This window comes from Mycolicibacterium rutilum (assembly GCF_900108565.1).
GTDB classification, from domain to species: Bacteria; Actinomycetota; Actinomycetes; order Mycobacteriales; family Mycobacteriaceae; genus Mycobacterium; species Mycobacterium rutilum.
This window is the reverse complement of sequence record NZ_LT629971.1, coordinates 3,515,752-3,528,009: the sequence shown is the minus strand read 5'-3', so window position 1 is coordinate 3,528,009 and position 12,258 is coordinate 3,515,752. Positions and strand designations below refer to the sequence as shown.

At 69.5% G+C, this 12,258-nt stretch carries 10 protein-coding genes; 1 reads left to right on the top strand and 9 read right to left on the bottom strand.

Annotation, left to right across the window (positions count from 1 at the left end; translation table 11 throughout):
• Positions 1–3: 3 nt before the first annotated feature.
• The 3 genes from BLW81_RS30170 to BLW81_RS17195 form a co-directional block, all read right to left on the bottom strand.
• Complete coding sequence (locus tag BLW81_RS30170; RefSeq protein WP_157897724.1) at positions 4–1,578, bottom strand: PGRS repeat-containing protein; 1,575 nt, start codon at positions 1,576–1,578, stop codon at positions 4–6.
• 263 nt (positions 1,579–1,841) lie between these two features.
• A complete protein-coding gene (locus tag BLW81_RS17200) occupies positions 1,842–3,980 on the bottom strand; it encodes an alpha/beta hydrolase (RefSeq protein WP_197680324.1) in 2,139 nt (712 codons plus the stop codon).
• A gap of 29 nt (positions 3,981–4,009) precedes the next feature.
• A complete protein-coding gene (locus BLW81_RS17195; RefSeq protein ID WP_083408216.1) occupies positions 4,010–5,083 on the bottom strand; it encodes a class I SAM-dependent methyltransferase in 1,074 nt (357 codons plus the stop codon).
• 102 nt (positions 5,084–5,185) lie between these two features.
• On the opposite strand from BLW81_RS17195, the gene BLW81_RS17190 reads away from it, so the two are divergent.
• Positions 5,186–7,918, top strand: coding sequence for an AAA family ATPase (locus tag BLW81_RS17190; protein ID WP_083408215.1), 2,733 nt, complete (start codon positions 5,186–5,188; stop codon positions 7,916–7,918).
• Positions 7,919–7,924: 6 nt separating this feature from the next.
• Here the strand turns inward: BLW81_RS17190 and BLW81_RS17185 are convergent, their stop codons facing one another.
• The 6 genes from BLW81_RS17185 to BLW81_RS17165 form a co-directional block, all read right to left on the bottom strand.
• Positions 7,925–8,983, bottom strand: coding sequence for a sulfate/molybdate ABC transporter ATP-binding protein (locus BLW81_RS17185; RefSeq protein ID WP_083408214.1), 1,059 nt, complete (start codon positions 8,981–8,983; stop codon positions 7,925–7,927).
• A gap of 20 nt (positions 8,984–9,003) precedes the next feature.
• Positions 9,004–9,816, bottom strand: coding sequence for a sulfate ABC transporter permease subunit CysW (gene cysW / locus BLW81_RS17180; RefSeq protein ID WP_083408213.1), 813 nt, complete (start codon positions 9,814–9,816; stop codon positions 9,004–9,006).
• On the bottom strand, positions 9,813–10,679 hold the full coding sequence (gene cysT, locus BLW81_RS17175) for a sulfate ABC transporter permease subunit CysT (RefSeq protein ID WP_083408212.1): 867 nt from the start codon (positions 10,677–10,679) through the stop codon (positions 9,813–9,815). The genes cysW and cysT overlap by 4 nt, the downstream gene beginning before the upstream one ends.
• On the bottom strand, positions 10,676–11,686 hold the full coding sequence (locus BLW81_RS17170; protein ID WP_083408211.1) for a sulfate ABC transporter substrate-binding protein: 1,011 nt from the start codon (positions 11,684–11,686) through the stop codon (positions 10,676–10,678). Before BLW81_RS17170 ends, cysT begins: the two co-directional genes overlap by 4 nt.
• A 130-nt stretch (positions 11,687–11,816) precedes the next feature.
• Entirely contained in the window at positions 11,817–11,909 is a 93-nt protein-coding gene (locus BLW81_RS30285; RefSeq protein ID WP_407662269.1) for an Ms4533A family Cys-rich leader peptide, read from the bottom strand.
• 140 nt (positions 11,910–12,049) lie between these two features.
• The gene (locus BLW81_RS17165; RefSeq protein ID WP_083408210.1) at positions 12,050–12,247 is read right to left on the bottom strand and encodes a hypothetical protein; all 198 of its coding nucleotides are present in this window, start codon (positions 12,245–12,247) and stop codon (positions 12,050–12,052) included.
• Positions 12,248–12,258 lie beyond the last annotated feature (11 nt).

Genomic DNA, 12,258 nt, shown 5'->3' with positions numbered 1-12,258 from the left:
GGCTCAGTTCGGCACCCCGGGGTTTCCGGCGTTGCCGTTGGTGGTGGTGCCCGAACCGCCTGCGCCACCGGATCCCGGCGGCCTGCCGTCGCCGCCGGATCCGCCGTTGGCGCCGTAGCCGTTGCCGGTCGCCGACGTACCTGCACCGCCGCGACCGCCTGTGCCCCCGGCCATTCCGTTCCCGGCGCCGGCAACGCCGCCGGTCCCACCGATGCCGTTTCCGCCGCTCGCGACGCCTTCTCCTCCGGCACCGCCGTCTCCGCCGCTGCGTCCTTGACCGCCGGTGCCGCCCCCGCCGCCGTAGCCGTTGTGCACGGCGGTGGTGCTGGTTCCTTTTCCTCCCGCGCCGCCGCTGCCGCCCGTGCCGTTCGCGGACCTGCCGCCGTTTCCGCCTTTTCCGCCGAAGCCGTGCTCGCCGTTGGACGTGCCTGCACCGCCGCGTCCTCCGTCGCCGGCGTCGCCGAGGCCTCTACTGTCACCGCCCGTGCCGCCGTGCCCGGCCTGCGCCCGACCCGATCCGCTCGTGGCGAGGCTGCCGTTGCCGCCCTCACCCCCGTCGCCGGTCACCGAGCCGCCGGTGCCGCCGACGCCGCCGTTCCCGCCGGTGGCATCTTGTTTGCCCTGGGCCGTACCGCCCAGACCGCCGAAGCCTCCGTCGCCGAAGGCGCCGGCGTCGCCGCCGCGACCGCCGTCGCCGGCGACCGCTTTTCCGTACGCGACGGCATGTCCGCCGCTACCCCCGGTGCCGCCCCGGCCGATGATTCCCGCGTCGCCTCCTGCGCCGCCGGCACCGCCGAAGGCGTCGCTGTTGGCGCCGGTGTTGTGGATGAAACCCCCGTTACCGCCTTGCCCGCCGTTGCCCATGAGCGGGCCGCCGTTGCCGCCCCGGCCACCGGCCCCGCCGACGGTGTTCGTGTTGCCCACCGCGAACTCGCTCTTACCGTTGCCGCCTGTCCCGCCGTTGCCGAAGAGCCCGGCGTTGCCGCCCGCGCCGCCGGTCCCGCCGGGCAGGATCGCGTCACCGCCGCGGCCACCGTTGCCGAACAGTAGTCCACCGCGACCACCGTTCTGCCCGTCGATTCCGTCGGCCCCGTTACCTATCAGCAGGCCCGCGTTCTCGCCGGGTTCGTCGCCGTTGCTGACGAAGATGCCGACGACATCGGCGACCATGCGCCCGACGACATCGGCGGCCGGTGGCGCGAACTGATCGGCAGGCCGAATTCCTCTCGCCGGCAGGGCCGGACGGTCCGCTTCGACGGTCCGGACGAACAACGCAGGCGAATCATCGGTTCGCGGCGGCCGTCGTCGCTTCGCACGCTCGACAACGTCGTCGTCGCCCGCAATGTAGGGCAATGCCACGAACGGCGTGGGCGCCGCGACCACCTGGGTGGCCGGCCGCGCCGTGACAGCCGCCGAGTAGAGCCGGTTCGGCGTTCCGACGGCCGCCGTGCCGACGACGCGAAAGTCGTGAAACTCTGTCGGATGCGGTGTGATCTGCGCGCCGGCGGGGGTGTCCGCACCGCCCGCCGCGACCAGGCCGGTGGCCAACATGGTCACCATCATCGCGGTTTTCATCATCGGGTTCCTCCTCGTGGGTGCTGAAATGACCAGGGGGTTGGCGAGCTCGCACCGGGCGTCGATGAAGTGGGCCCAGGCGTCGTGTTTGGCGAACGCCCTCGATTGCCTGCGCCGCCCGGCCCAACCGCACGAACACAGTGCTGTGACCCGCCCGGGTCGCGAGTCGTATACGAATACGGTCACGTCTTCGAGACTCTCAGCATGCTGCGGGTCGTCGAACCCGGTGGCCCCCCTAGGAATTCACTCCGGCGCCCCAGGGGTTGTCACAGCAGCTCGGCCAGCATCGCTGCGGCACGCATCGCGCCGTCCGTCTCGACCGGCCTAAAGGACGAATCGGCGGTCATCTCGTCGACGATGATCTTGGCGAGCAGGTCGGGATCGGCGGCCTCGGCATAGCGCATCCGGCGGCCGGCGGCGTAGCGTTCGAGCCGGTGCCGGACATGGATGTTCTGCTCGAAATGGTGCTCGAGCGGCACGTAGACGAAAGGTGTACCGGCCGAGGTCAACTCCATGCACGTGCTCAATCCGCCTTGGACCACGGCGATGTCGCAGGCGGCGAGGTAGTCCGCGAGATCAGGGACGAACCCGCGGACTCGGACCCCCTGCCGTCGGGGCAGTGTCGCCGGGTCGATCCGCGGGCCCGTCACCACCAGGAAGTGCAGCTCCGGTATCGCACGACGGACCAGCGGGGCCGCCTGCAGGATCCGCTGCAGCAGCGACGTACCCACCGACGTTCCGCCGACGGTGACCACACAGAGCCGATGCTCGGGCTGGAGTTCGAGCCTGCGGCGCAGCGTGTTTCGCTCCGGTCCGGTAGGCGGGGGCGATCCCAGCACGTAACCGCAGAAGTCGTAGTTGCGCTCGGTCCACTCGCGGATGCCCGGTAGGTGGGGACCGAAATCCTGCTCGACGACATCGTCGGGATTCCCGACGAATATCGAGCGGTCCCGCAGGCGCGGATACCGTTCCCGGTGCTCGAGCATCTCGGCGTTGTAGTCCGCGGTCAGCGCCGCTTCCCGCGCACCGCCGTCGGGCATCGGTAACCAGCCGACGAAGTCTGTCAGCCAGGCGAACTCGAAGTTCTTCAGGTCGGGGTTCTCGTGCAGGTAGTGGTCGACTTCCCACGCTTCGTCGGCGATGACGAGATCCGGCGGGTCCTCGGCAACGAGCTCCGCGAACACCATGAAGTTGGCGATCATGGTTTCGTCCATCCGACGGATCGCGTCGAACACATGCAGGTCGTGCTCGCCGGCTTCGCGCTCGAGATGCGCCGACTCGCCGAGCAGATGCGCCGATGCCGGATGCAGTTGTTCACCGGCGGCGGCCAGGACGCGTGTGACCGGGTCCTGGGCGAGCCAGTGGATTTCGAGATCCGTCCGGATCTTCCGCAGTTCGGCGGCGATCGCGATGTCGCGGCGCGCGTGCCCGAGCCCGATCGGCGAGCACAGGTACAGCGCCCGCCGGCGCCGGTACGGAGCTCGCACCCACTGTGTGCGTTCGGGTTTCGGCGGTGTCACCGAGGCGACGAAGTCGCGGATCATCAGGTTGATGCGCACGGGGTCGCGCGCGAGCGGGACGTGCCCGGCCCCCTCGATCAGCGTCAGCGACCCACCCGTCAACGCGGCCAACTGCTCGCCTACCGCTGGGCGGCTGATCCGGTCTTCGGTGCCGTGCACCACATGGACGGGACACCGGACGGCGGCGGCGAACGCCTCGAACGGTTCAGCCGCAAGCACGTTCGGGTCGAGTCGCGCGTCGGTGGTGTCGGCCAGCGTCTCCGCATCGATGTCGGCTGACCACGACATCATGTCCTCGATCTGCTTGGTCGAGTGCGGTTCGCAGAACATCACGCCGAAGAAGAAGCGGCGGAAGTCGTCGAGTCCGTCGCGCAGCCAGTGCTCCCGGTTGTAGGTCTGCCAGCCGGCCAGCTCCTCGACGGCCGGCGCCAGCCACAACCACTCGCGCTCGAGATCCAGCTTCGCGGCGGGCACCGGACAGGACGGCCCGATCGCGAAGATGCCTGCGACCCTGTCGGGATCGGTCGCCGCGACACGCACCGCCCAATCGGCGGCCCGGGACAGGCTCACGAGCACGCAGCGCTCGGTACCGGTGGCGTCGAGCACCGCGACCGTGTCCGCCGCGTACTCCCGGTTGAGGTAGGCGGCGGCGCCCCGAGGCCGGGCGGAGCGTCCGCAGCCGCGGCCGTCGAAGGTGACGACGCGGTGGCTGCGGGCCAGGAACGCCACCTGCGCCTTCCAGAACCGGGAGTCCACGATCGACCACGACGGCATGAGCAGCACCGAGGTCGGTCCGTCGCCGAACACCTCGTAGTGCAGCGACACACCGTCGCGGGTCACCGAACCCGTCAGGTCCGGTCGCCGCGCGCGTTGTGGACCGCTCACAGCCCTATCCTCGGTCCGTGCGGTCGGTTTCAGGGCCGAACCTCGAAAACGTTGTTGAACGGGGTCTGGACCGCGAGCCGGAACCGGGTGAAACCGGCGGCGGTCACCACATCGCGGATCCGCGCCGGACCGGCCTGCGTGCCCAGCGCCAATCCGACCGGCTGGGCCAACGACGACGGGGTGCACAACAGTGTGGAGAACCCGTAGTACGCCCGCCCGATCGGATTGAAGTTGTCCTCCACGTGGTCGCCCGCGGCCGGTTCCACGATCATCCATGTGCCGTCGTCGGCGATCACCTCGCGCACCCGCCTGGCAGCGCCGATCGGATCACCCATGTCATGCAGGCAGTCGAACATCGTGATCAGGTCGTAGGGCCCGCCACGCATTCCGTCGGCGCCGGTCACGTCGAAGGTGACGGGTAGATCGGGCGCGGCGGCGTTCGCCCGGTCCCTGGCCGTCTGCACGGATGCCGCGTGGGCATCGGTGCCGTGGAACGTCGAGGCCGGGAAAGCGGTGGCCATCATGATGGTCGAGGCGCCGTGACCGCATCCGACGTCGGCGACGCGGGCCCCGGCACTCAGCTTGTCCACCACCCCGTCGAGCGCGGGGATCCAGCTGTCCACCACATTGGCCGCGTAGGTGGGGAAGAAGAACCTTTCGCAGCCGTCGTGGACATCGGAATTGTGCTCGCCCCAGCCCATCCCGTCACCGGTCCGGGCGACCTCGACGATGGTGCCTGCGTCGCAGAGGGTTCCGTAGGCGAGCTGGAAGAGACCGCCGACGAACGCGGGGCTGGTCTCGTCCAGCAGCGCGATCGCCTGCTCCGGCGGGAGGTGGTAGCGGCCGGTCGAATTGTCATACGTCACAAACGATCCGGCCGCCTGCGCATTGAGCCACTCGCGGGCGTAGTGCTCGTCGGTCGCCGTGTGTTCGGCCAACTCCGCGGGCGTGCTGGGCCCGCGGTCGGCCAGGCAGCGGTAGTAGCCGAGCCGGTCGCCCATGACGACAAGCGCGGCGTTGAGGGCCGCGCCGGTCTCCTCGACCGCGCGGAATACGAAACCCATGAGCTTTTCCGGGTCAACGGGAGTGATGGTGTCGGTCATGAGACTGCCTTTCTTCCTGGTAGCACGACGTCCACCGTCGCACCGCGCACGGCTCGGGCGAATCAGGTGACCCCCCTAGTTCCCGACGCCTACTATCGGCGCATGCTTCTCGGCCGCGAACCCGAGCAGCAGCGCATCGCCGAACTGGTCGCAGGCGCGCGGCTCGGGCAGAGCGGTGTGTTGGTGCTGCACGGTGAGGCCGGGATCGGCAAGACCGCGCTGCTGGACGACACGGCATCACGCGCCGGCGATATGGCGGTGCTGCGGGCCGCGGGCACCGACGCGGAGTCCGCACTGGCGTTCTCCGGGCTGCACCAGTTGCTGAGACCTGCCCTGCACCTTCTCGATCGACTTCCCGCGCCCCAGGCCGACGCGCTCGCCGTCGCGCTGATGCTGCGTGCAGGTGCGACACCGGAACGGTTCGCGGTCGGCGCGGCGACACTCAGCCTGCTCAGTCGGCACGCGGAAGACCGTCCGCTGTTGATCCTCGTCGATGACGCGCACCTGCTCGACCCGCCGTCGGCCGACGCCCTGCGCTTCGTGGCGCGCCGACTTCTCGCCGATCCCGTCGCGATCGTCATCTCGACGCGGCCGGAAGCCGAGGCCAGGTTCACCGACCTGCCGACGGTGCACCTCGGCGGGCTGACCCTCGCCGCGACCTCCGCGCTGCTCTCCCAATCGGTTGCCATCCCCGCGACGGCGGAGGACGCTGCGCACCTGCATCGCGTGACGTTGGGCAGTCCGCTGGCCATCGTGGAACTGGCCGGCGAGCTGGACCGCATCCGCGACACCCCGGACGAACTGCCGATGCCGGTCACCGAGACCGTCGCGGCCGTCTTCGGACGCCGTGTGACCGCTCTGGACGACGCGACGCGACTGGCCCTGCTGCTGGCCGTGGTCGCCGACGGTGACCTCGGTCTCGCCTCACGCGCGGCGAGCGCGACGGGAGCGTCGATCGCATCGATCGCCGCAGCGGAATCCGCCGGGCTGCTGAAGGTTTCTGCCGGCCGCGCCGAGTTCCGCCACCCGCTGGTCAGATCGGCCATCTATCGCGGCGCCGACCCGCAGTCACGACGCGAGGTGCATCGCGCCGTCGCGCAGGCACTTCCCGCTGCTGCGCAGGCCCGCAGGGTGTGGCACCTCAGCGAGGCCGCGATCGGAGCCGACGACGACGTCGCCGACCAACTGGCCGCGGTGGCCGAGACCTATTGTGCGCGCGGGGCGTACGGGGTCGCCGTGCGGGCGTTGGTGCGCAGCGCGGAATTGACCAACGACGATGCGCTCCGGTGCGGCAGGCTGGTGGCCGCGGCGGAGGCGGCGTGGTTCTCGGGCCAGTCCGCACGCGCGGGTGATCTGCTCGTCGACGCCGAGACCATCACCGACGATGCCCGCAGGCTCACCGACATCGCCGCGCTGCGAGGGACGATCGCGTTGCGCACGGGGTCGCTGCGCGACGCCCGCGATCTGCTCGTCGACGCCGCCAGGCGAGCCGAATCCGTGGATCCCCAGGTCGCCGTCGCACTACTCGGCGATGCCGTGACCGCGTGCTTCTGCCTGTGCGACACGGCATCCGGCCTCGTCGCGGCCGATCGTATCGAGGCGTTGCTGCCGTCGTGCACGGCGGCCTCGACGCAAGTCCGCGGCGAGTTGTCGATCGGCATCGCCCGCATCCTGGCCGGTGAGGACGGCCTCGGGTGGCTGCGGTCGGCCGTCACGACGTTGAGTGAGACACCATCGGTGCTCGACGATCCGCGCCGCCCGGACTGGCCGATCCTCGGCACGCTGTTCCTGCGCGAATCTGCGGTGGGGCGCGACCTCGTGACGCGGGTCGTGCAGGACCGTCGCGACCGCATCGCCCTCGGGTCGCTGCCGAACCTGCTGTTCCACGTGGCCCGCGACGAAGCGACGACCGACAAGTGGCAGTCGGCGCTGGCTGACTACGGTGAGAGCGCGGCGCTCGCCCGTGAAACCGGTCAGACGACCGACCTGGCCGCTGCCCTGGCGGGCCTGGCCTGGTTGCAGGCACGGATGGGCCGCGCCGACGAATGTCTCGCCAACGCCGCCGAGGCACAGGCGCTTGCGAAGCGTAACCACATGGCGTTGGCGGAGATCTGGGCACAGTACGCGCTGGGCGACCTCGCGCTGGCCACCGGCGACGCCGCCGCGGCCTGCCGGCACTACGAAGAGCTTTCGATGATGTTGTCCGACATCGGTTTCCGCGATGTCGACGTCTCCCCCGCGCCGGAACTCGTGGAAGCCTGTGTCCGCAGCGGCCGTGAGGACACCGCGGAGGCGATTGCCCGCGACTACCTTCGCCGCGCCGAGGAGAAGTGTCAGCCGTGGGCACTGGCCCGGGCACACCGCGCGATGGCACTCGTCAACCCCACGTCTGTCGTCCGCGCGCGCCACCTCGACGAGGCTCTGCGCCTGCACGACCTCAACCCGGACACGTTCGAGGCCGCCCGCACTCGGCTCGTGTTCGGTTCCAGTCTTCGCCGCGCCAAGCAGCGGGTCGCCGCGCGGCCGCATCTACGCCGGGCGCTCGAGGACTTTCAGCGGCTGGGGGCGCGTCCGTGGGCCGAACTCGCCGCCACCGAACTCGACGCCACCGGCGAGCGGGCTCGGCGCAGCGCCGACGGGTATTCGGCCCACCTCACGCCGCAGGAGCTGCGGATCGCGCAGATGCTCGGCGACGGCGCCACCACGAAAGAGGCTGCGGCTGCGCTGTTCCTCAGCCCCAAGACCGTCGAGTACCACCTGCGCCACGTGTACCAGAAACTCGGCATCCGCTCGCGTGACGAGCTCAGGACCGTCATCGCGACGCAGCCGCGTTGACCCGTGTCAGGCGTTGGTCAGCGCGCCGTCGTCGTCGGCGCTGTCGCTGTGCGGGATCTCGGTCCCACCCGGCAGCGGCGGGATCCGGGTGGCGCGCACGTAGACGGTGTCGCCTTCCTTGAGGCCGAGCGCCTCGGCGTCGCCGCGGGTGATCTGCGCGGTGAACGGCGTGTTGTCGGTGGCGCTGGTCAGTTCCACCCGAACTTCGAAGCCCAGCATGACGATTCGGTCGATCGTCGCGCGCAGCACCCCGGTGGCCTGCACCGAGTCGTCCGACGACGCGATCGCCATGTCCGGATTGCGGCCGACGCGGATGTCGTGGGGGCGCACCAGCGAGCCGTTCAGCGAAGACACCGCGCCCAGGAACGACATCACGAACGCGTTGGCCGGCGCGTCATACACCTCTGCGGGTGAGCCGACCTGTTCGATGCGGCCCTTGTTGAGTACCGCGATGCGGTCGGCCACGTCGAGCGCCTCGGACTGGTCGTGGGTGACCAGCACCGTGGTGACGTGCACCTCGTCGTGCAACCGGCGCAGCCAGGCCCGCAGGTCTTCACGCACCTTGGCGTCCAGCGCGCCGAACGGTTCGTCGAGCAGCAGCACCTGCGGATCGACGGCCAGCGCGCGGGCCAGCGCCATGCGCTGACGCTGCCCGCCGGACAGCTGGTTCGGGTAGCGGGTCTGAAAGCCCGCCAGCCCCACCACTTCCAGCAGGTTGTCGACCTTCTCGGCGATCTCGGCCTTGGGCCGCTTGCGGATCTTGAGCCCGAACGCGACGTTGTCACGCACGGTCAGGTGCTTGAACGCCGCGTAGTGCTGGAAGACGAAGCCGATCCCCCGGCGCTGCGGCGGCACATCGGTGACGTCACGGCCGTTGATCGTGATCGTGCCGGTGTCGGGCTGGTCCAACCCCGCGATGGCGCGCAGCAGCGTGGACTTGCCCGAGCCGCTGGGCCCCAGCAGTGCGGTCAGCGATCCGGACGGCACCTCGAAGTCGACGTTGTCCAACGCCGCGAAGTCGCCGTAGCGCTTGTTGGCGCCCCGCACGATGATCGCATCGGTCATGAGTGTCTCTCTCCCTGAACCTATTTGCTCGCCCGGATCCGGCGGGCGTCGAGCACCACCTGCGCGACCAGCACCACCACCGCCACCGTCATCAACAGCGTCGACACCGCGTAGGCGCCGTACTCGGCACCGCGGGCGTAGCGTTCGGACACCAACAGCGTGAGCGTCTGCGAGGACCCGGGCAGGTTGGACGACACCATCAGCACCGCGCCGTACTCGCCGAGCGTGCGCGCGATGGTGAGCACCACGCCGTACGTCAGACCCCACCGGATCGACGGCAACGTGACCCGCCAAAACGTCTGCCACCACTGCGATCCGAGCGTGGCGGCGGCTTCCTCCTGATCGGTGCCGATCTCGTGCAACACCGGTTCGACCTCGCGGATCACGAACGGCACCGTGACGAACACGCTGGCCAGCACGATACCCGGGAAGCCGAAGATGATCTTGAGGCCGAGGTTGTTCTCCACGAACCCGAACAGTCCCGCCGAACCCCACAGCAGGATCAGCGCCACACCCACCACGACCGGCGACACCGCGAACGGCAGATCGATCACGGCCTGCAGCGCGCTCTTGCCGCGAAACCGGTTGCGCGCCAACACCAACGCCGTCGGCACCCCGAACAGCACGTTGAGCGGCACCACGATCGCCACCACCAGCAGTGACAGGTTCAGCGCCGAGATCGCCGCCGGTGTGGTGATCGACGCGACGAACTCGCCGAAACCGGGCGCGAAGGTGCGCCACAGGATCAGCCCCACCGGCACGACGACCAGGATCACGATGTAGGCCAGCGCGAGGAAGCGCAGGAGGTACTTCACCGGCGGCGACAGGATCACTGCGACAACTCCTCCCGTTTGGCCGCACGGGACCCGACCGCCCGCAAGACGAACAGCACCACGAACGAGATCAACAGCAGCACAATCGAAATGGCGGCCGCGCCGGTGCGGTCGTCGTTCTCGATCAGGGTGCGGATCCACTGCGACGAGACCTCGGTCTCACCCGGGACGGCACCGCCGATCAGCACCACCGACCCGAACTCGCCGATCGCGCGCGAAAAGGCCAGCCCCGCACCGGACAGCAGCGCGGGTAGCAGCGCGGGCAGGATCACCCGGGTGAAGATCACCCAGTTGTTGGCGCCCAGCGACGCCGCGGCCTCCTCGGTTTCGCGGTCGAGTTCCAACAGCACCGGTTGCACCGAGCGCACCACGAACGGCAGCGTGACGAACAGCAGCGCCACCCCGATTCCCCACTTGGTGTGCTGAAGATGCAGCCCGACCGGGCTGGCGGGTCCGTACAGCGCGAGCATCACCAGGCTGGCGACGATCGTCGGCAGCGCGAACGGCAGGTCGATCACGGAGTCGACCAGCCGCTTACCCGGAAAGTCGTCGCGGGTCAGCACCCACGCGACCAGCAGCCCGAAGAACAGGTTGACCGCCGTCACGCCGAAGGACACGGTCAGCGTCACCTTGAACGACTCGAGGGCCGCGTTCGAGCTGACCGCCAGCCAGAACGCCCGCCAGCCGCCGCCCACCGCCTGCCACAGGATGGCGGCCAGCGGCAGCAGGACGATCAGGCTCAGCCAGATCGACGCCGCCCCGACCCGCAGCGACGTCGTCCCATGACGGCGTCCCAGAAAACTGGACGCCCGGCCCGGCTCACTGTCGGTGAGCTCGGGCCGGGCCGTCACAGGAGAGGTCATCCGGTCGCCTGGGTGTAGATCTTGGTGATGCTGCCGTTCTCCTTGTCGAACAGCTCCGGATCCAGTTTCTCCCAACCGCCGAGGTCGTCAACGGTCCACAGTTTGGCGGGCGCCGGGAACTTGTCCTTGAACTCCTCGGCCACGGCGGGGTCGACGGGCCGGAAGCCGGCCTCGGCCCACAGCTTCTGCGCCTCCGGGGTGTAGAGGAAGTTCTTCAGCGCATTGGCCTTGTCCTGGTGCGCGCTGCTGGTGACGACCGCGACCGGATTCTCGATCTTGAAGGTCTCCGGCGGGTTGACGTGCTCGAGGTCGAAGTTCAGCGCCTCGTTCTCGTAGGCCAGCAGCACGTCGCCGCTGCCCTGCCGGAACACGTCGGTGGCCTCGCGGCCCGACCCCGGACGCAGCTTGACGTGCTGGGTGACCAACTCGTTGACGTAGTCCAGGCCGGCCTGCGGGTCCTGGCCGCCCTTGCTCGCCCACGCGTACGGCGCCAACAGGTTCCACTTGGCGGCGCCGGAGCTCAGCGGGCTGGGCGTGATGACCTCGACACCGGGCTTGAGCAGATCGCCCCAGTCTTTGATGCCTTTGGGGTTGCCGGGCCGCACCGCGAACGTGACCAGCGACCCGAACGGGATGCCCTTGGTGGCGTCGGCGTTCCAGTCCTTGGCCACCTTGTCGGCCTTGACCAGGCGGGTGATGTCGGGTTCGACGGAGAAGTTCACGATGTCGGCGGGCTTGCCGTCGACGACCGCGCGGGACTGGTCACCCGAGGCGCCGTAGGAGGTGGTGACGCCCACGCCCTTGCCCTCGGGGGTCGCGGCGAACGCGGGGATGACCTTGCTCCAGCCGGGCTCGGGCACGGCGTACGCGACGAGCGTCAGCGTCGTGTCGGCCTTCTCGCCGCCGGTTTCGCCGGCGACGTCGCTGGATCCGCCACCGCACGCGGCGAGCAGGGTGGCGGTGGCGGCGAGCGCTGCTGCGGCGCGCCAGGAACGGATGTTGACCATCGGGGACCTTTCGTTGAGGGGGACTGCGGTGGACCCCGTCTCGACGGAAAAGGCGCTGGCTCCGACGGCTCAGCCCTCAGGCGTCACCTTTACAGCCGTCACCGACACCAGACCGCGGACGGGTGAGGAGTCAGCAACAACAACAGACATCAGCGACGGCACTGAAACCCACGGCAATGAGGGCCAGGATGTGGCCACTCTTGTTGCCGGACGCCGTCTGCATGGCGCGAAGCCTAACAGAGTCGCTGCGAAGTTCCTGTCGAGGGATTCCCGGACGTCACCGGGTGAGCAGCCACATGACGATCACCAGCACCACCAGGAAAACGAGCACCAGCGTGACCCGGGACCTCGGCATCCCGCCCCTCATCGTTCGATGTCCGGGTCGTCGTGGCGGACGCGGCGCAGCAACTTGATGCCGTTGCCGAGTGCGCCGTCGAGCACCATCGCGATGCCGTAGGCCAGCGCGATGACGACAGGCATCACCACAGCGGTCTGGGCGATGAACGGAAGGCCGGTCAACCAGAGTTCGACGCCGTCCCACCAATTGAGGAAGCCGCCCACACCGCCACCCT

Bases quoted from the DNA above. Each gene is read 5' to 3' on its own strand.
- BLW81_RS30170 (WP_157897724.1), bottom strand. From the start codon at position 1,578: ATGATGAAAACCGCGATGATGGTGACCATGTTGGCCACCGGCCTGGTC.
- BLW81_RS17195 (WP_083408216.1), bottom strand. From the start codon at position 5,083: ATGACCGACACCATCACTCCCGTTGACCCGGAAAAGCTCATGGGTTTC.
- BLW81_RS17190 (WP_083408215.1), top strand. From the start codon at position 5,186: ATGCTTCTCGGCCGCGAACCCGAGCAGCAGCGCATCGCCGAACTGGTC.
- BLW81_RS17185 (WP_083408214.1), bottom strand. From the start codon at position 8,983: ATGACCGATGCGATCATCGTGCGGGGCGCCAACAAGCGCTACGGCGAC.
- cysT (WP_083408212.1), bottom strand. From the start codon at position 10,679: ATGACCTCTCCTGTGACGGCCCGGCCCGAGCTCACCGACAGTGAGCCG.
- BLW81_RS17170 (WP_083408211.1), bottom strand. From the start codon at position 11,686: ATGGTCAACATCCGTTCCTGGCGCGCCGCAGCAGCGCTCGCCGCCACC.
- BLW81_RS30285 (WP_407662269.1), bottom strand. From the start codon at position 11,909: ATGCAGACGGCGTCCGGCAACAAGAGTGGCCACATCCTGGCCCTCATT.